Genomic DNA, 19,024 nt, shown 5'->3' on the forward strand with positions numbered 1-19,024 from the left:
TTGCTTAACGACGACGCTTCGTTCTCGCAGTAGCCTGCTCCTCCCACGGGTTCTCCGGCCACGGGTGCTTGGGGTAACGGCCCCGCATCTCGGAGCGAACCTGTGCGTAGGCGCCATTCCAGAAACTTTCCAAGTCTCCAGTGACCGCGAGTGGTCGCTGAGCCGGTGACAGCAAATGCATTGTCACCGGCTTTTCCAATACCTGCGGGGTCTCCGCCAGGCCGAAGCACTCCTGCAACTTCACGGCGAGCACAATCTTTGCCTCAGGGTCCGTGGGGTCCTCCGGGTACTCTAGGCGAATCTTCGAACCGGAGGGGACCTCCAGGCGTTCGGGCACCAGCCGGTCGAAGTCCGAGGCCTCCGGCCAGGGCAGCAGGCGGCGGAGGTGCTCGGCATCTAGCTTGGGTGGGGTCGGACGGTCCAGCTCACCAGCGAAGAGAAGCTCTGTCTGGGCCGCGAGCCCTGCGGGGGAGACATCCGGCCACGGAGCACCGCGATGAGCGTGGAGAAAGGCCATGCGGCGGCGGAGCTGTTCGGTGTCGCGGTCGAGGTTGGGGGAGGCGTCGGCAAGCGTGCCGGCAAGCCAGGCGGAGTTGGCGGCGATGCACTGCTCGGGCGTCGGGGAGACCTGGCGGGAGGACAGTTCGATGGCGCCGAGCAGGTCGCGCTCGCGGGCACGAACGCGGCCCTGTTCGACGCGCGCCGTGGTTTCCGTGTGGGCGAGGTGGCCGGCGGCGAGCATGGCGATTTCCAGGTCAATTGCCTCGCCGTCGCGGATGAGCGCGCGCCCGTGGGAGAGCCGCGAGATGTCGGCGGCCGCAATCCACTCGTGGCCGCGCAGGTCAGAACCGCGGGCGAGTTCCGCAGCGGTGCCGCCGGTGAAGAGGTATTCGTCGGAGTTCGCACTGCGGCGTCGCCCGATGAAATCCGGCCACGCCAGGGCCGTGACCAGCGCGGGGATGTCCGAGGGCAGCAGGTTGGCGGGGGCCTCAGTATCCAGCTCAATGCGGCGCACCTGCTTGGCCAAGCCGCGGGCATCGGTGAGTTTCTCCACCGCGCGTGCGACCGCGCCCGCGTGCTCCGGCATCATGGCCGTAGCCGTCAGCAGCGCGCGTCCCATGCGCGGATGCACCGGCAGGGTAGCCAGAGTACGGCCGAGTTCCGTGATGTCACCGTCCTCATCAACAGCGCCCAGACCAGCCAGAATGCGGTTTGCGACCTCCGCGTGGTGGGGTGGTGGGGCGTCGAGAAGCTTCAGTCCCTGCATCCCAGGCGTGCCCCACGCGGCGGCGTCGAGGAGCGCTTGGGTCAGGTCGGCGACCTCGATTTCCGGCGCGGGCCAGGCGGGAAAGGACGCGAATTCCGACTGGGAGACGCAGCGCACCACTATGCCCGGGCCCTCACGTCCCGCTCGGCCTGCGCGCTGGTTCGCCGAGGACTGCGCACACGAGCTGGTGACCAGGCCGGAGAAGCCACGCGCGATGTCGAGTCGCGGTCCGCGCGCGAGGCAGGCGTCGACAACGGCGCGCACGCCCGGCACGGTCACGGATGATTCCGCAATCGCGGTGGACACAATTACGCGTCTACCATCCGCTTGCCGACGGAACACGCGGTCCTGCTCCTCGGAGCTCTGCTGGCCGTGCAGCGTCAGCACCGCCACCTCCGAGGAATCCGCGATATAGCCTGCGCAGCGTTCCACCTCGCGGATGCCGGGGAGGAAAACCAGCACATCACCGGCGGCTTCTTCCGCGAGTGTGCTGGCCTGGGCGGCAACGTGCTGCAGGAAGTCGTCGGTCACACCGCGTGCATCCAGCCGCTGCGGAAAGGGCGCGTAGCGGATGTCCAGCGGAAAGATCTCCGCCTCCGCCGCCACAATGGGGGCCGGGGTGGAGGCGCCGAGCAAGGCCGAGAACTTCGGCGCGTCCACCGTCGCCGACATAGCGACAAGGCGCAGGTCATCGCGGATATCCCGCAAGTCGCGCACCATCGCCAACACCAGGTCGGTGTCCAAGCCGCGCTCGTGCACCTCGTCGATGAGCACCGCGCTGGCATCCACGTCGCTGTCGCGCAGCAGTCGGCGCAGCAGCACACCGGGAGTGACAAACTCCACGCGGGTGGCGCGGGAAACTTTTGCGTCGCCACGCACCGAGTAGCCAACTTCCTCACCGAGCTTGGTGCCCGACAACTGCGCCAACCGTCGCGCCGCCGAGCGCACCGCCACGCGCCGGGGAGCCGTGACCACAATGCGGCCGCCCAGGGTGTTGGCCACCGCCGGTGGAACCAAAGTGGTCTTGCCGGTACCCGGTGGGGCCTGGACTACTACGTCGTGGTCGCGCACGGCGTCGGCAAGCGAGGCGAGCTGCGACGCGAACGGCAGGCCTGCAGAAATGTTCTGCAAATTGAACTGGAAATCGGTGCTCATAGAACTGGTAGTAACTCCGGAAAGGCGGGTAAAATGCCTGCATATGCAGGACTTATCTCGTTTTGGTTGGCTTTCAGTGGGGGCGGCGGTCGTCACCATCGCGCTGAAGTTTTGGGGCTACACTCTGACCGGATCGGTGGGCCTGCTTTCCGACGCGACGGAGTCGATTGTCAATCTGGTTGCGGCAGTTGTCGCAATTATCGTGCTCAAGGTTATCGCGCGGCCCGCAGACCGCGACCATGAGTTCGGCCATTCCAAGGCAGAGTACTTCTCGGCCGGGCTGGAAGGTGCCATGATCTTCGTGGCGGCGGCGGCCATTATTTATGTCTCCATCGAGCGGTTGGTGAACCCGCAGCCGATTGAGCAGATTGGCCTGGGCCTCATCGTGACCGTGATTGCCTCGGTGATCAATGGTGCGGTGGCGCTGATTCTGCTTAAGGCCGGGCGCCAACACAACTCCCTGGCTCTGACCGCCGACGGCAAGCATCTTATGACCGACGTGTGGACCTCCGCCGGCGTTCTGGCGGGTGTGGCGCTGGTGTGGGCTACCGACCTGTGGTGGCTCGACCCGATTATCGCGCTGGCCGTGGCTGTAAACATCCTGGTCGCTGGCTACAAGCTGCTGCGCGATTCCGGTAACGGCCTGATGGACAAGGCCATGGAGGGCGACGACCGCGTGGCGGTGGATGAGATTTTGGCCTCGCACCGTGACCGGAGTCGTGGCATTGACGTCCACGAAATCCGCACTCGCGAGTCGGGGCATCAGAAGTTCATTGAGTTCCATGTGCTGGTGCCGGGCGCGTGGAGCGTGGAGCGCGGTCACGATGTGCTTACCGCGATGGAAAATGAGCTGCGGGAGCGTTTTCCAGGTGTGCATATCTCCTCGCATCTGGAGCCAATTGAGGACGAACGCGCCTATGGGGATGTGCAGTTGTAGCGCGAGTGAGGCAAATTCCACGAAAGCGCTGAAAGTGATGAGCCTTACACTTTAAGATTGTGTATACAAAATCATGCACTGTTTAAGTCCACTCGAAGGAACTGCATAAATGACCTCCGAAGCCTCAACCACTTCCACTGGGGATAGCCGTTTTTCCGCGAAGAGCCCGAAGTTGCCGGAGCCGTGCCCTCGGCAGGACATCATTATTCCGGCTAATGACCGCGTCCTGCTGCGCGGAACCATGTTCCGCCCGAAGGAGAACCCAGAGAACATTCCCAACGGCATCATCACCGTTCACTCCGGTACCGGTGTGCCGCAGGGTTTCTACCACCGTTTCGCTGAGACCGTGGCAGAAAAGGGCTACGGCGTTATCACCTATGACTACCGCGGAATCGGCCAGTCCGCTCTGAAGACTGACCAGAACAATGAAGACATCCGGATGTCGGACTGGATTACCAAGGATATTCCGGGTGTGATCGAGTGGGCCAAGGAGACCTACCCGGACGTGCCGCACTTCGCTGTCGGCCACGCGGTTGGTGGTCACGGCATCGTCTACGCCGGCTCCGAGGGCACCTATGACGCAGCGGCGTTGGTCAACTGCCGCGGTATGCGTATTTCCAAGGTGCCGTCAGTGGCGGGCAAGGTCCGCGCATTCTTCATCTTCAATATTCTCGGCCCGATTAGCGGTTTCATTACCGGCCACATTCCGGCGTCGGCGTGGCGTCTGGCTGTTGAGCCGCCGAACGGTGTCATGCGTCAGTGGGCTCATTGGGCTCGCAAGGAAGGCTACTTCTTCGACGATTCCGAGTTCGACTTCGCTAACCGCTTCTCCAAGGCTCCGCAGCCGTTCCTGTCCATCCGCGTTCCAGATGATTACTGGACTGAGGAGTCCTCGGCAGACCTGATTACCAATGTGATGAGCTCTGCTGAAAAGATTGAAAAGCGCCAGGCTCAGCCGGCTGGTGGCAAGGGCGTGGGCTACGGTGGTTACTTCCGCTCCGGTCACGAGAAGGAATGGGACGAGCTGCTGGCCTGGTTCCAGGCCAACAAGGGCTAAGTAGGAGGTTTCATGGCGGTTGCCCAGGTAGAAACGCCCTTCGGGGCGCTTGGAATCGCCACCTCCGCTCGCGGGGTCGTCGAAGTCAATCTCTTAGGCCCCGTGCTTGACGACGACCCCAGCGCCGCCGACCCCGAAGCGCAGGCGGTGGCGGAACAGGCAGCGCAGCAGTTCCGCGAGTACTTTGCCGGGCAGCGCCGCGAGTTTGCGCTGCCGCTGGACTGCGACATATTCACCCAGGATTCTTTCCGCGCTCGTGCGCTGACGGCACTGCGCGACGTGCCGTATGGCCAGGTTGTGACCTACGGTGAGCTCGCTGAAATGGCCGGCTCACCCCGTGCCGCCAGAGCTGCCGGCTCGGCCTGTGCCACCAATCCGCTGGGCATTCTGATTCCCTGTCACCGCGTGGTGCCCGCCAGTGGGGGAGCGGGGTCTTTCGGATCTTATGCCGGCGGCCGCGAAATGAAGCGCTGGCTGCTCGAACTCGAAGGTTGGCAAACAGTTATTCTTTAATGCATGACTTCGCATTCTCCGCGTGACCAGTTCGCCACCGAATTTGAGAACATCATCCGCAACCGCCGTGCCACGCGCGTCTATGCTGACGAACCGCTTGACGACGCTGACGTGCGCCGCCTCCTGGAGCTATCTCTGGAAGCTCCCAGCGCCTTTAACATTCAGTCTCGGGCTATCGTGCGCATCGAGGACCCTGAGGTGCGCCAGCAGGTAGTGGAAGCTGCCGGTGGTCAGAAGCAGGTTGCCAATGCGCCGCTGCTGCTCGCCTTCATTGGTGAGCCGACCGGCTGGAAGCGCGGTATTCCACGCCTGGTTGAGGCCAACAAGGCGACTGGCCTGTGGGACGAAGTTGCCGCTGCCGATCGGGAAGCCTCGATGACCTCCTTCCATAAGGCCCGCGAGGAAAAGGGTCTCTCCCGCGAGTTCGCAATCCGCGACGCTATGATTGCCGCTTCTTTCGCTATGGTCACTGCCAGCGCCTTTGGTTGGGCTAGCTCCCCGATGACGGGCTTTAGTGAGCAGAAGGTCAAGGAAGCTATCGGTGCTGGTGACACCGATGTGGCGGTAGCGCTGTTGCTGGCCATCGGTGTCCCGGGTGAGTTCCCGGCTCACCCGGGACGTTTCGAGTTCGAGCAGCGCGCCTACACCGACCGCTACGAGGCGTAGCAGCCCTAGCCCTACAGCGCGAGCGCTACCTCGACGGCCTGGCGGATGGCACGCTTAGCGTCCAGCTCAGCGGCCACGTCCGCGCCACCGATGATGGTGACATTGGAGTTATCGCCGGTGACGCTCTCGCGATCCTTGCCGCCCAGGCAGTCCAGATTGGATACCTGACCAGTACAGACAATCACGTTGTCAACTGCGATGACCTGTGGTTTTTCATCGATGGTGATGTGCAGGCCCTCGTCATCGATACGGTTGTAGGTGACGCCGGTGTACTGCTTGACACCGGCCTTCTTGATCTCCGCACGGTGAACCCAACCAGTGGTCTTGCCCAGGCCCTTACCGATGCGGGAGGTCTTGCGCTGCAGCAGGTGCACCTCGCGCTCGACCTCAAACTCCTCAGCTGCGCCAGAGACCGTGCCCGGCTTGGTCAGACCCGCGCGGAACTCCGCAGGGTCACCGACGCCCCAGGCGTCCTTCCAGGCTTCGATGGTCTGGTTCGGTTTGCGAGTGAGGTATTCACACACGTCCACACCGATACCGCCAGCACCGATGACGGCCACCTTGTTGCCGGCCTGCTTCGCACCCGAGAGCAGTTCGTCGTAACGAATGACCTTCTCGTGGTCGATACCGTCAATGCCCGGGATACGCGGGGTAACACCCGTGGCCACAATCACGTGGTCGAACTTGGCCTTGAGCTCGTCGACGTCGGCACGCGTGTTCAGGTGAACCGGAACTTCGAGCACCTCCAGGCGACGGGAGAAGTACTTCAGCGTCTCGCCGTAGTCCTCCTTGCCCGGAATCTTTGCGGCGAGGTTGAACTGGCCACCAATCTGGTCGGCGGCTTCGAAGATTTCCGGGTGGTGACCGCGCTGAGCTGCGGCTTCCGCGAAAGCGAGTCCGGCCACACCAGCGCCGATGACGGCGACGCGCTTGGCCTTGTCCTTTGACACCGGCACGGATACCAGCTCGGTTTCGTAAGCCGCCTTTGGGTTGACCAAACAGGTGGAGCGCTTGGCCGCGAAGGTGTGGTCCAAGCAGGCCTGGTTACAGGCGATACAGGTGTTGATCTGGTCAGCTCGACCATCGCCCGCCTTGATGGCGAAGTCTGGGTCAGCCAGCAGTGGGCGGGCCATGGAAATCAGGTCCGCATTGCCGTCAGCGAGGATCTTCTCCGCAACCTCGGGGCGGTTGATTCGGTTGGAGGCTGCCACCGGGACGTCGACAAGCGAACGGAGACGACCCGTCAGGTCCGTGAATGCGGCGCGCGGCACGGACGTAACGATGGTGGGGACGCGTGCTTCGTGCCAGCCGATACCGGTGTTGAAGACATCGACGCCAGCCTCGACCAGACGCTGCGCGAGTTCAGTGGTCTCTGACCAAGTCTGGCCGTCTTCCACCAGGTCAAGCAGCGAAATGCGGTACTGCAGCAGGAAGTCCTCGCCCACCTCGGCGCGAATGCGACGGACAATTTCGATGGGCAGGCGCATGCGAGCCTCGGCGCTGCCGCCCCAGTTGTCCGAGCGGTGGTTAGTGCGCTCGGCCAGGAACTGGTTGAGCAGGTAACCCTCGGAGCCCATAACCTCGATGCCGTCGTAACCAGCACGTTTCGCGAGCTTCGCGGCGCGGACATAAGCGCCGATAGTGCGCGAGACATCAAAGCCGGTGAGGCGATGAGCCTTAAACGGGCTAATCGGCGACTGACCGGTATTGGCGGAGCGAGCCAGCGGGCTGTAGCTGTAACGACCGGCGTGCAGCACCTGCAGCACGATGTGGCTGCCGTGGGAGTGCACGAGGTCAGTAACGCGGCGGTGATTGTCCGCCATGCGCTTCGACGCCATCATCGAACCGGCCGGAGTCAGCCAACCCTCGATGTTGGGAGCATAACCGCCGGTGACGATGAGCCCCACGCCACCTTCGGCGCGCCGACCCAGGTAGGCAGCCAGCTTGGGGATATCACGGGTGCGATCTTCCAGGCCGGAGTGCATTGAGCCCATGATGATGCGATTGCGCAGAGTTAGAGGACCGACGTCGAGAGGGGAGAGAAGATGTGGGAAGTGAGGCTGGTCAGACATGCAACCAGTATCGCGGTTTTAGCAGCTGCGTATGAGGTGAATCGGGAAAATTCCTGCACAGTTTTATATACGTTTCACGTGGAACATCAGGTGTAAAGCACGCGCAGTCTTCGGCGCAGGAGGGTGTCGTATGACTACAGTCGGGAATATCAGTAGACGCATGTAGCAAGGAGTTAAGCCCCCATGACCTCTGAAACTTCAACTAATGGCAAGAAAGTAGCTGTAGTTACCGGTGCTTCTTCCGGTATTGGTGCAGCCACTGCCAAGCAGTTCGCAGCTGAAGGTTTCCGCGTCGTGCTGGGAGCCCGCCGCGAGGACAAGCTTGAGGCTGTCGCGGAGGAGATTCGTGCTGCCGGTGGTGAAGCGACGGTCTACAAGGTTGACGTCACCTCTGACGCCGATGTGGCGGCGCTGGCTAAGGCCGAACCGCGCGTCGACGTGCTGGTTAACAACGCCGGTGGCGCCTGGGGCATGGAATCGGTTGAAGGCGCTGTCGAGGAAAAGTGGCGCTGGATGTACGAGGTCAACGTGCTGGGCACCCTGCGCGTCACCCGCGCACTGCTGACCGCATTGAAGTCCACCAGCGGCATTGTGCTCACCGTCGGCTCGATTGCCGGCCGTCAGGTCTACACCGGCGGTGCAGGCTACAACGCAGCCAAGCACGCTGAGCGCGCCCTGGTGGAAGTCCTGCGTCAAGAGGTTGCTGCCGATGGCGTGCGTGTCACCGAAATCGATCCGGGGCGCGTCCACACCGACTTCTCACTCGTGCGTTTCGACGGCGACGAGACCAAGGCCGCAGCGGTCTACGACGGCGTTGAGTCGCTGACCGCCGATGATGTTGCCGACATCATTGTGTTCGCGGCCACCCGTCCGAAGCGCGTCAACATTGACTTCCTGCAGGTGACCCCCATCGACCAGGTGGGCGGCGCAAAGCCGAAGAAGTAAACCGACTACATAGAGGAGCCGTACATGAGCATCGATATTGCCGCTGATACCAAGTTTGCCCTGGTCACGGGTGCAAGCCGTGGTATTGGCTTGGCGGTCGCCAAGGATCTCTCCCGTGATCACCATGTCATTGTGGGCGCTACCAGTGCTGAGTCTGCCGAGAAGGTGGCGTCGCAGTTGCCGTCGGCAAGCGTATTCGTTGCTGATCTGGGTGATACCGACGCCGTAAACGCGGAAGTGGCAAAGCTGTTGGAGGCGCTCGGTGGGCGCGGGCTGGATGTGCTCGTGCACTCGGCGGGCGTGTACGTCGATGGGGACGTGGCGGAGGTTTCGCGTGCGGACTGGTCGCGAATTATGGACATCAACGTCGTCGCCGTCGCCGACCTGACACGCCAGCTGTTGCCAGCGCTGCGCAAGGCGGAGGGCACGCTGGTGACAATCAACTCGGGCTCGGGATTTCGCGCTTCAGCTGGTACTTCGCCGTATGCGGCGTCGAAGTTCGCGCTGCGGGCCTTCACCGATGCGCTGCGCGAGGAAGAGCGTGGCGCGGTACGAGTCAGCTCCGTGCACCCCGGGCGCGTCGATACCGATATGCAGGTTCAGCTGCAGTCGAATTGGCACCGTGATGATGCGGATTGGCGTTACGACGGAACGAAGTTCATGCGGCCTGAATCGATCGCAGCCGCAGTACGTCTGGCCGTTGATACCGGAGCGGATGCCAACGTGGATGAAATCCAGGTGCGCCCGCGCGGATAGCCGCGCAAAAGGTAGCTGAGACAAGCAAAAAGTGTGCCCACCAGGCGGATAGCCGGTGGGCACACTTTCGTGTGCAGGCTTCTTACTGAGCGTCCAGATTCAGGCGCTCGTGCATTGCCTTGACCTCGCGCGGGACAACCTTGCCGATGGCGTTGCGCGGCAGGGAGTCGACGAAGAAGACGCGGTCCGGAGTGGAGTGCTCGGCCAGAGTTTCGCGGACGTACTCGCGCAGCATGTCCTCGGTGAGGTTCTTGCCGGCCTCATTGTCCTCGCGGACAACGTAGAGGAACAGGTCAGCGAAAATCTCGTCGTTTTCGTTGCTGCCGTGGCAGAAGACATCGGCGATGCCCGGCACCGGGCCCAGAATTTCTTCGACCTCGCGTGGGAAGACGTTCTCGCCGCCCTTGATCACCATGTCGTCGGAGCGACCACAGATGTACAGGTAGCCGTCCTGGTCGATACGGCCGAGGTCACCAATCTGGAACAGGCCATCGACGGTGGTGAACTTGTCCTTCTTGTTCAGGTAACCGATGAAGGAGAGCTCCTGAGCGGTGTGGATCATGCCAACCTCACCCGGCTCGACCTCCTTGCCGTCGTCACCCAGGATGCGAACCTTGGCGCCAATTGCCGGGCGACCTGCGGAGTCCGGGCGGGCTGCGAGGTCCGCGCCGGATGCGATGGAGCACAGGCCGGCCTCGGTGGAGCCGTAGAAGTTACAGATAACCGGACCGAAGCGGTGAGTCAGCGCGGAGACGAGCCAGCCCGGGATGGCGTTACCAGAGGAGACAATGAAGCGGAACGGGCCAATCTTGCGGTTCGGCTCCTCATCCAGAACATCCTTGATCTGGCGCAGGAAGAAGGCCGCGGAAATCATGCCGTTACAGCCGTACTGTTCACACTGGTCAACAGCCTTCTTCGGGTCGAAGACACGCATGGTGACAATGGTGGAGCCGGTAGCCATGCCAATCAGCACATTTGCCCAGCCCCAGGCGTGGAACATGGATGCGGACTGGTGAATGACCATGTTGCGGCGCCACGGAATACGATCGGCGATTGCACCCACGGTTGCCGGTGTCTTGGGCTCATTGCGCAGGACACCCTTCGGGATGCCGGTGGTGCCGGAGGACATGATGATGATGCGTCCCTGCTCCGGCTTCGGATCTAGCTTGGCGTTCGATGTACGACCTTCTTCAATGAGGTCTTCCATGAACACGAAGTTCTTGCCCGCGTTCTTGCGGGTCTCCGGCTTGGTCACGGAGGTAATAACGACGGTGACATCGTCGAGGTCTTCTGGCAGGTTGCCCAGGAACTCGTCATCGACGAACAGGAACTTGGCCTTATTCTGGTCAACGACACCGCGAATCTGAGTCGGGCCGGAGCCGATGTTCATCAGCATAATTTCGGAGCCGATGAATCCCTTGATGGCCATCGGCAGGATGATGCCGCGGCCGTTGCGTGCGATAACGCCGAAGCTGGACTTCTGGGTCATGCCACGGTCCATCAAGGCGCGAGCCAGGGCGTGAGAGTTGTCAAGCAGCTGAGAATAGGTGAGTTCACCGTCATCGTCGACAAGGGCGAGGCGATCCGGGTAGCGCAGCGCACTCATGGAAATCAGGCTGGCGACGGAGAACTTCAGGCGACGCAGGTAATCGAGAATCTTCGGCGCCGTCTTCGGAGTCATGTACAGGGCACCAGTACGCAGGAGTGGTGGAATCGACTGGGCAAAAGCCTTGATTTGGAGCCCAAGTGGTACTTCCGGAGCCTTCATTTCAGCTGCCATGGGTGAGAATCCTCCAAGATGATGGACAAGCGATTAATAGCGCCAAGCGACTCTTTAGTCACACTGACACCATCAGTCACGGTAGTGCGATTTTGTAACAACCAGACTTTAACAAACCTGTGCCGCGTCAAAAAGTAGTTTCCACGAAGAAAAGTAAAAAATACGCAGTCGGCGTGCGCAATGCTTTACGATGGGTACCTTTTCGCGTACGGGCTCAAGGATACAGTGTTATCAAACAGTTATAAACCGACAGGAAGCAGTGAATATAACGAAATGATAACACTGTGGTAACGAATTCAATTCTGATATTGACGTATATAACTCTATGAACCCAGGGGTTTTCGGTTGGTTTGTTTGACGGGGCGGGCAGTGGCTGAATGGCGGTCGCCCCCAGAAATTAGGGGGCTAGGAATCTTCTGAAAAATAGAAATGTTCGCGACTAGGAGAGGAAAGAGGTTGCGAGCGCGTAGCTGAATAGGTGGCATATTCGCCGGCTTGAGCCTCGGTGTGTGGCATCGGTGAGCGCCGGAGGAAGTTGCCCTAATTCAGGGTTAGGGCGGCAAGTGCGGGCTCATCCTCTGGTGTGCAGGTAGAGAGCCAACGGTCGATGGCATCGTACTCCGCCTGTGTGAGCCACAGGTGGTATTTCTGTTTTACTGCCACCTGGCGAGCGACATACTGGCAGCGAAATGGCTTATTGGCGGGTACCCAGGATGCGGCATCGCTATCCCGCTTCTGTTGATTGGCGGGGCCATCGACGGCCAAGAGGTTGAGGGGGTCATTGGCAAAGTCCTGCCGAACCTCGGGCGGGAGTTGCTGTGCCCCCTTTTGCCAGGCGTCGCTTAAGGCTACGACATGGTCGATTTGAACGGCAGAAGAGGTATCGCGGCCACGCTGGAACTCAATCATCGTGCCGGTATAGGGATCCAGTAATTGCCCTGAAAGCACGACGCAATCGTGGCTATTTGGTTTGTACTCCTTATTAATAAGGTCACGATTCAAAATATCGTTTCGCGTGTCACATCCGTTGTGCCCAAACTCGGCAGAGACGTCGTCGCTCCAACGTTGCCCGAACTCATCGCGCGCATAGCCGGTTTTCGGTGCGCGCCCTTTTACCTCCAGCTGGTTGAGGGCGCTACGGATGCCGTCGATAGGCGATGTGCCGGGCGCTGGGGTGTCCGGGGCGGCGGGGGCGTGGGGCACTTCGGGAATCTCGGGCGCGGGTTCCTCTGGCTCGGGCGTAAATGCGGGTGCCGGTGCCGGGCTGTATGACTGGCTCTCTGGAGTGGGGGCTGTGGGAGCCGTGCAGCCGCTGAGGATTGTCGCTGCGCCGATAAGGAGGGCGAGGCCCTGCAGTGGCGAGCGGAAACGACGGTTGGCGAGCATGGAGCTAACCATAGCGGTGGGGACGGATTGGGTATGGAGGGAGGTTTGCTAAAGAATCGAACAATTGTGCGTAGTTAGCGGGGGTGGTAGCTCGATTAGGGGGTTATGGCGTTAAAGCAGGTAGTGAAAGCCCGATTTTAGTCGAACGGGAAGGGCATTCTAGCTCCTTCGGGGGTGGGTAAATATAGCCAGTTCCCTAAATACGTATTGCAATACGCCTAGATGAAAGTGCATTGTTAAAACAGTTGGAAATATAGATAACCCGTGTCCCCCAATTGGCACATTGCACCTACAAGGGGAAAACAGCCATGACAGCTAAGACAGCCATGACTCTGACCGAAACAGCGACCACATTGCCTCGTGGTCCTCAGAGGGAAGGTCTCTACCACCCGTCGAACGAACATGATGCGTGTGGCGTGGCCTTTGTTGCCGACATTTACGGTCGCCAGACCCATGGCATTGTCGAAAAGGGCATTCAGGCACTGGTCAACCTCGACCACCGCGGTGCCGCCGGCGCTGAGAAGACCACCGGCGACGGTGCCGGCATTCTCATTCAGGTTCCGGATGCCTACTACCGTGCTGAGCTGAGCAAGGAAGGCGTTATTTTGCCGCCGGCCGGTACCTACGCCACCGGTATTGCGTTCCTGCCGCAGTCGCGCATGGCCACCCTCGATGCCATCCGGGCTATTGAAGATATCTGCGCCGAAGAGGGCATCGAGATCTTGGCATGGCGCGATGTGCCGATTAACGCTGACGGGCTTGGCCAGATGGCTCGCCAGGCTATGCCGGTGCTGCGTCAGCTCTTCGTTACCGCGAAGGACTACGAGGGTCGCCAGCTCAGCGATATCGATCTCGACCGCAAGATGTTCTTCCTGCGTAAGCGCTGTGAGCGTGAGCTGGGTGAACAGGGCGCCGGCGAGGGCTCTGGTGGCGACACCGTGTATTTCCCGTCGCTGTCCAGCCGCACGATCGTCTACAAGGGCATGCTGACTACTCCGCAGCTGAAGGATTTCTACCTTGACCTGCAGCAGAAGGAAGTCACTTCCGCGCTCGCCATCGTGCACTCGCGCTTTTCCACGAACACTTTCCCGTCCTGGCCGCTGGCACACCCGTACCGCTACGTCGCTCACAATGGTGAAATCAACACTGTGCGCGGCAACGAGAACTGGATGCGCGCCCGCGAGTCGCTAATTCGCTCTGGCAAGCTGGGCAACATCGACCGCGCGCTGCCGGTGTGCGACCCCAACGGTTCTGACACTGCGCGTTTCGACGAGGCCCTGGAGTTACTGCATCTCGGTGGTCGTAGTCTCCCGCATGCGGTCATGATGATGGTTCCGCAGTCCTGGGAGCACGACGACAATCTCAGCCCGCAGGTTCGCGCGTTCTACGAGTACCACGCCTGCCTGATGGAGCCGTGGGACGGCCCCGCTGCCATCTGCTTTACCGACGGCCAGGTCATCGGTGCCACCCTGGATCGCAATGGTCTGCGCCCGGGGCGCATCTGGGTGACCGACGAGGGCCTGGTGGTGATGGCCTCCGAAGCTGGTGTCCTGGATATCCCGCCGGAGCAGATTGTGCAGCGCACACGCGTGCAGCCGGGGCGCATGTTCCTGGTGGACATGAAGGCCGGTCGCATTATTGAGGACAAGGAGATTAAGTCCACGCTGGCCGCTACCGGTCCATACGAGGAATGGATCAAAGAGGGCCTGGTCGACATCACCGACCTGCCACGAGAGCGCTACCAGTACATGCCGCATGCCCGCGCGGTGTTGCGGCAGCGCGTCTTCGGCATCACCGAGGAAGACGTTGACCTAATCATCCGCCCGATGGCACTCACCGGCGCGGAGGGCCTGGGTTCGATGGGTTCGGACACGCCAATCGCGGCACTGTCCAACCGCCCCCGCATGCTGTTCGACTTCTTCTCGCAGCGGTTTGCACAGGTGACCAACCCGCCGCTGGACTCGCTGCGCGAAAAGTCCATCACCAGCATGAATACGTTGCTGGGGGCAGAGACCAACATCCTGGAGCCCACTGCCGATGCCGCGCGTCGCATCCGGCTTGAGCATCCAATCCTGGACAACCACGACTTTGTCACCCTGTGCCAGGCGGGCAAGAACGAGGAGTACTCCGAGTTCCGCGCCGAGGTCATCTCTGGCCTGTACCCGGTCGCCCGCGGTGGCCGTGGCCTGCGCAACGCTATCCGTCGTGTTCGCCGTGAGGTCTCTGAGGCCATTGACCGTGGTGCCCGACTGATTGTGCTGTCTGACCGTGAGTCCAATGAGCGCTTTGCCCCTATCCCGTCGCTGCTGCTGACCTCCGCGGTTCACCACCACCTGGTGGAGGAGCGCACTCGCACGCGCGCCAGCCTCATCATTGAGGCTGGCGACGCCCGCGAGGTGCACCACATGGCCATGCTGCTGGGCTTTGGTGCCGATGCCATTAACCCATACATGGCTTTCGAAACCATCGATGAGCTGCGCATGAAGGACCAGCTCGGAGCTCTGACGTTGGATCAGGCCTGCTCGAACTACTGCAAGGCTGCCTCCAAGGGCGTGCTGAAGGTCATGTCCAAGATGGGTATCGCCTCACTGCAGTCCTACCGTGGCGCTCAGCTGGCCGACACCGTCGGTCTGTCGCAGGAGTTCCTGGACGAGTACTTCACCGGCGCTGTTTCTCCGCTGGAAGGTATTGGTCTCGACGAGGTCGCAGAAGATGTTGCCGCCCGTCACCGCAGCGCATTCCTTCCGCGTCCGGAAGAGCAGGCACACCGTGAGCTGGATCTCGGCGGCGAGTACAAGTGGCGTCGCGAAGGCGAGTACCACCTATTCAACCCGGAGACAATCTACACGCTGCAGCATGCGACCCGCACTGGTCAGTACGCGGTCTTCCGCGACTACACCAACAAGGTTGATGAGCAGACCAAGCAGCTGGCAACTCTGCGCGGCATGCTCGAGTTCGCCTCGGACCGCGAGCCAATCGACATTGATGAGGTCGAACCGGTCTCGAGCATCGTCAAGCGTTTCTCCACCGGCGCAATGAGCTATGGCTCCATCTCTGCGGAGGCACATGAGACGCTGGCCATCGCTATGAATCGCCTGGGCGCCATGTCCAACTCCGGCGAGGGCGGCGAGGACCCAGACCGTTTCGAAATGGAGGCCAACGGCGACTGGAAACGCTCTGCCATCAAGCAGGTCGCATCGGGCCGCTTCGGTGTGACCAGCCACTACCTGTCCAACTGCACCGACATCCAGATCAAGATGGCCCAGGGTGCAAAGCCCGGCGAGGGTGGCCAGTTGCCACCGAACAAGGTCTACCCGTGGATCGCGGAAGTCCGCATCACCACCCCGGGCGTGGGGCTAATCTCGCCGCCACCGCACCACGACATCTACTCAATCGAGGATCTGGCACAGCTCATCTACGACCTCAAGAACGCCAATCCGCGCGCCCGCATTCACGTCAAGCTCGTCTCCGAGCAGGGCGTGGGCACCGTCGCCGCTGGTGTCTCGAAGGCGCATGCCGACGTCGTGCTGATCTCCGGCCACGATGGCGGCACTGGTGCCTCGCCACTGACCAGTCTCAAGCATGCTGGCGGTCCGTGGGAGCTGGGGCTCGCTGAAACCCAGCAGACCCTGATGCTCAACGGGCTGCGCGACCGCATCCGCGTGCAGTGCGATGGCCAGCTCAAGACCGGTCGTGATGTCGTGGTCGCGATGTTGCTGGGCGCTGAAGAGTTTGGTTTTGCCACCGCTCCGCTGGTGGTTGAGGGCTGCATCATGATGCGCGTCTGCCACCTGGACACCTGCCCAGTCGGTATTGCCACCCAGAATCCGAAGTTGCGGAGCAAGTTCACCGGCCGTGCCGAGCACGTGGTCAACTTCTTCACCTTCATCGCCCAACAGGTCCGTGAATACCTCGCTGAGCTGGGATTCCGTACCATCGATGAAGCGGTCGGACATGCCGAGTGCCTGCGTCCGCGCAAGGATCTGGGCAACCTTCCGCGCGTCGCAAAGCTTGACCTGGAGCGAATCCTGCACGTTGCCGAGAGCCCCTTCTTTGCGGACCAGGATTCCTACTGCACGAAGGCGCAGGACCACGGCCTTGAGGGCGCGTTGGATGAGCGCCTCATCGACGAAGCGCAGCCCGCGCTGCGTACGGCGCGCGCGAATGGGCTGGCGCCGACACCGGTATCGCTGCACCACGCCATCAGCAATGTGAACCGTTCCGTGGGCACGCGCCTGGGGTATGAAGTCACCAAAGTCGCAGGTAAGCAGGGGCTTGCCGACGACTCCATCGTCGTCAACCTGCTCGGTTCCGCCGGTAACTCGCTGGGCGCGTTCCTGCCGGCCGGTGTGACCATCAAGCTGGAGGGCGATGCCAACGACTTCGTCGGCAAGGGCCTGTGCGGCGGCAAGATTGTGGTTCGACCTTCACGTTCGGCCCCGCCGACCGCGGATGTGGCTACCGACACCATTGCCGGCAATGTCATTGGTTTTGGTGCCACCAGCGGTGAAATCTTCGTCCGAGGCACTGTCGGTGAGCGCTTCTGCGTGCGTAACTCCGGTGCTACGGCCGTGGTCGAGGGCATCGGTAACCACGGTTGTGAGTACATGACCGGTGGCCGCGTCGTGGTGGCTGGTCCGGTTGGGCACAACTTCGGCGCCGGTATGAGTGGCGGTATCGCCTACCTGCTGGATAACGAGGCGACGCGGGCGAACATCAACACCGAGTTGGTCGATATCGTGCCGCTCGATGATGAGGACATCAGCTGGTTGGAGGCCACGCTGTCGAAGCACCGCAAGCTCACGGGTTCTAAGACTCGGTTCCCGGCTGCACAGTTCATCAAAATCATGCCGCGTGATTACGCCCGAATTCTCGACGTAGTCGCGAAGGCAAAGGACAACGACGCTGACATCAACGAGGCAATCATGGAGGCAGTAACCAATGGCTGATCCGAAGGGGTTCATGAAATTCCAGCGCGAAGAGCCTGCTCATCGCCCGGTTCCGCTGCGTCTGATGGACTGGAAAGAGGTCTATGAGGAGGCTAGCGACGGGCAGGTGCAACAGCAGGCGACCCGCTGTATGGACTGTGGCGTGCCGTTTTGTCACTCGGCCTGCCCGCTGGGCAACATCATTCCGGAGTGGAATGACTTGGTTCGTCAGAACCGCTGGCACGAGGCTTTCGAGCGCTTGCACGCCACCAACAACTTTCCAGAGTGGACCGGTCGTCTGTGCCCGGCTCCGTGCGAGGGCGGTTGCGTGCTCGGCATCAACGACGATGCGGTGACCATTAAGAACATCGAGCTGGCCATCGTTGAACGCGGCTTCGATGAGGGCTGGGTGCAGCCGATTGTGCCGACTTTCGACACGGGCCAAAACATCGCTGTCATCGGCTCCGGGCCAGCGGGCCTTGCTGCAGCACAGCAGCTTACTCGCGCCGGGCATGATGTCACGGTCTTCGAGCGCGACGACAAGATTGGTGGCCTGATGCGCTACGGTGTGCCGGACTACAAGATGGAGCAGCGTTTCCTCGACCGCCGTCTCGAGCAGATGGAAATCGAGGGCACTGAGTTCCGCACCAACATCTCACCGACGGCTGCTGACCTGGCCGATTTCGATGCAGTGGTCCTAGCTACCGGCGCGTCGCTGGCTCGCGACCTGCCCGTCGATGGCCGTGATCTGGAAGGTATTCACCAGGCTATGGAGTACCTGCCGGGAGCCAACCGCGTTGCCGCAGGCGAGCTCGACATCCCGCCGATTGATGCCAAAGGTAAGAAGGTTGTCGTCATCGGTGGTGGCGACACCGGCATCGACTGCTTCGGTACCGCGCTGCGCCAGGGAGCGGCGTCCGTCACGCAGTTCGATATTCGCCCCCGTGCACCGAAGTCCCGTGCGGCGTCGACTCCGTGGCCGATGTACCCGCTGGTCTGGCGCGTAGCGACTGCTCACGAAGAAGGTGAGTACACCATCACCGGTTCCGAACCGCCAGAGGTTACCGAGGCGCTCGGCCTTAACGCTCGCGTCACCGGCGAGACCCTGGGCAAGCGCGTCTTCAACGTCAACACCGTCTCCTTCCACGGCGAGGACGGTCACGTGACCGGCCTGTCCGCCAACGAGGTCGAGGTCATCGATGGCAAGCGCGTGCCCATGGAGGATACGGATTTCGAACTCGATGCCGACCTAGTTCTCATCGCGCTGGGCTTCTCCGGTCCGGAGCGCGGAGGTCTGCCCCATGAGCTGGGGATTCAGTTCAACGATCGCGGTGTGATGATGCGTGACGACGACTACCTCGCCGTGCGCAGCGACATCGAGCAGAACTTCGACGGTCCGGTGTTCGTGGCCGGTGACAATGGCCGCGGGGCCAGTTTGATTGTGTGGGCTATCGCCGAAGGCCGCGCCTGCGCCGAGGCTGTGGACCAGTACTTGATGGGCGAGTCCAATCTGCCGCGCGCTGTCGAGCCGGAGGATGCTCCAATTAAGTTGTAAGCCCTGG

General features: G+C 61.6%; 12 protein-coding genes. 8 read left to right on the forward strand and 4 right to left on the reverse strand.

Translation table 11 applies throughout. The features are described 5' to 3' along the window. Positions 1 to 4 precede the first annotated feature (4 nt). Positions 5 to 2,422 (reverse strand): ATP-dependent RNA helicase, encoded by a 2,418-nt coding sequence (locus tag CRD20_RS05405; protein ID WP_187404999.1) that lies wholly within the window; start codon positions 2,420 to 2,422, stop codon positions 5 to 7. A 43-nt stretch (positions 2,423 to 2,465) separates the two neighbouring features. On the opposite strand from CRD20_RS05405, the gene CRD20_RS05410 reads away from it, so the two are divergent. The 4 genes from CRD20_RS05410 to CRD20_RS05425 all read left to right on the forward strand — a co-directional run bounded on the left by CRD20_RS05410 (position 2,466) and on the right by CRD20_RS05425 (position 5,595). Beyond that, complete coding sequence (locus CRD20_RS05410) at positions 2,466 to 3,359, forward strand: cation diffusion facilitator family transporter (protein ID WP_187405000.1); 894 nt, start codon at positions 2,466 to 2,468, stop codon at positions 3,357 to 3,359. 109 nt (positions 3,360 to 3,468) lie between these two features. After that, positions 3,469 to 4,416 (forward strand): alpha/beta fold hydrolase, encoded by a 948-nt coding sequence (locus CRD20_RS05415; RefSeq protein WP_147719279.1) that lies wholly within the window; start codon positions 3,469 to 3,471, stop codon positions 4,414 to 4,416. A gap of 12 nt (positions 4,417 to 4,428) precedes the next feature. Further along, on the forward strand, positions 4,429 to 4,929 hold the full coding sequence (locus CRD20_RS05420; protein ID WP_150961297.1) for a methylated-DNA--[protein]-cysteine S-methyltransferase: 501 nt from the start codon (positions 4,429 to 4,431) through the stop codon (positions 4,927 to 4,929). A 3-nt stretch (positions 4,930 to 4,932) separates the two neighbouring features. After that, positions 4,933 to 5,595, forward strand: coding sequence for a nitroreductase family protein (locus CRD20_RS05425; protein ID WP_187405001.1), 663 nt, complete (start codon positions 4,933 to 4,935; stop codon positions 5,593 to 5,595). An 11-nt stretch (positions 5,596 to 5,606) separates the two neighbouring features. Here the strand turns inward: CRD20_RS05425 and CRD20_RS05430 are convergent, their stop codons facing one another. Beyond that, entirely contained in the window at positions 5,607 to 7,667 is a 2,061-nt protein-coding gene (locus CRD20_RS05430) for an FAD-dependent oxidoreductase (RefSeq protein WP_049193381.1), read from the reverse strand. Positions 7,668 to 7,850: 183 nt separating this feature from the next. Here CRD20_RS05430 and CRD20_RS05435 point away from each other — a divergent pair, with 183 nt between their 5' ends. Next, entirely contained in the window at positions 7,851 to 8,612 is a 762-nt protein-coding gene (locus tag CRD20_RS05435; protein ID WP_187405002.1) for an SDR family oxidoreductase, read from the forward strand. 24 nt (positions 8,613 to 8,636) lie between these two features. Continuing rightward, entirely contained in the window at positions 8,637 to 9,368 is a 732-nt protein-coding gene (locus tag CRD20_RS05440) for an SDR family oxidoreductase (RefSeq protein ID WP_187405003.1), read from the forward strand. Between the two features lie 82 nt (positions 9,369 to 9,450). Here the strand turns inward: CRD20_RS05440 and CRD20_RS05445 are convergent, their stop codons facing one another. Both CRD20_RS05445 and CRD20_RS05450 read right to left on the reverse strand, forming a co-directional pair. Continuing rightward, positions 9,451 to 11,148 (reverse strand): AMP-binding protein, encoded by a 1,698-nt coding sequence (locus CRD20_RS05445; RefSeq protein ID WP_016421788.1) that lies wholly within the window; start codon positions 11,146 to 11,148, stop codon positions 9,451 to 9,453. Positions 11,149 to 11,688: 540 nt separating this feature from the next. Then, positions 11,689 to 12,546: an HNH endonuclease family protein gene (locus CRD20_RS05450; protein ID WP_083307899.1), complete on the reverse strand. Its 858-nt coding sequence runs from the start codon at positions 12,544 to 12,546 to the stop codon at positions 11,689 to 11,691. Positions 12,547 to 12,860: 314 nt separating this feature from the next. Between CRD20_RS05450 and gltB the strand changes: the two genes are divergently transcribed. Both gltB and CRD20_RS05460 read left to right on the forward strand, forming a co-directional pair. Further along, complete coding sequence (gene gltB / locus CRD20_RS05455; RefSeq protein WP_187405078.1) at positions 12,861 to 17,483, forward strand: glutamate synthase large subunit; 4,623 nt, start codon at positions 12,861 to 12,863, stop codon at positions 17,481 to 17,483. After that, on the forward strand, positions 17,476 to 19,017 hold the full coding sequence (locus tag CRD20_RS05460; RefSeq protein ID WP_187405004.1) for a glutamate synthase subunit beta: 1,542 nt from the start codon (positions 17,476 to 17,478) through the stop codon (positions 19,015 to 19,017). Before gltB ends, CRD20_RS05460 begins: the two co-directional genes overlap by 8 nt. Positions 19,018 to 19,024 lie beyond the last annotated feature (7 nt).

It is taken from the genome of Corynebacterium sp. LK33 (assembly GCF_014334955.1).
GTDB classification, from domain to species: domain Bacteria; phylum Actinomycetota; class Actinomycetes; order Mycobacteriales; family Mycobacteriaceae; genus Corynebacterium; species Corynebacterium jeikeium_D.

Coding starts and splice junctions, on each gene's coding strand:
- CRD20_RS05405 (WP_187404999.1), bottom strand. CDS start 2,422: ATGAGCACCGATTTCCAGTTCAATTTGCAGAACATTTCTGCAGGCCTG.
- CRD20_RS05410 (WP_187405000.1), top strand. CDS start 2,466: ATGCAGGACTTATCTCGTTTTGGTTGGCTTTCAGTGGGGGCGGCGGTC.
- CRD20_RS05415 (WP_147719279.1), top strand. CDS start 3,469: ATGACCTCCGAAGCCTCAACCACTTCCACTGGGGATAGCCGTTTTTCC.
- CRD20_RS05420 (WP_150961297.1), top strand. CDS start 4,429: ATGGCGGTTGCCCAGGTAGAAACGCCCTTCGGGGCGCTTGGAATCGCC.
- CRD20_RS05425 (WP_187405001.1), top strand. CDS start 4,933: ATGACTTCGCATTCTCCGCGTGACCAGTTCGCCACCGAATTTGAGAAC.
- CRD20_RS05430 (WP_049193381.1), bottom strand. CDS start 7,667: ATGTCTGACCAGCCTCACTTCCCACATCTTCTCTCCCCTCTCGACGTC.
- CRD20_RS05435 (WP_187405002.1), top strand. CDS start 7,851: ATGACCTCTGAAACTTCAACTAATGGCAAGAAAGTAGCTGTAGTTACC.
- CRD20_RS05440 (WP_187405003.1), top strand. CDS start 8,637: ATGAGCATCGATATTGCCGCTGATACCAAGTTTGCCCTGGTCACGGGT.
- CRD20_RS05445 (WP_016421788.1), bottom strand. CDS start 11,148: ATGGCAGCTGAAATGAAGGCTCCGGAAGTACCACTTGGGCTCCAAATC.
- CRD20_RS05450 (WP_083307899.1), bottom strand. CDS start 12,546: ATGGTTAGCTCCATGCTCGCCAACCGTCGTTTCCGCTCGCCACTGCAG.
- gltB (WP_187405078.1), top strand. CDS start 12,861: ATGACTCTGACCGAAACAGCGACCACATTGCCTCGTGGTCCTCAGAGG.
- CRD20_RS05460 (WP_187405004.1), top strand. CDS start 17,476: ATGGCTGATCCGAAGGGGTTCATGAAATTCCAGCGCGAAGAGCCTGCT.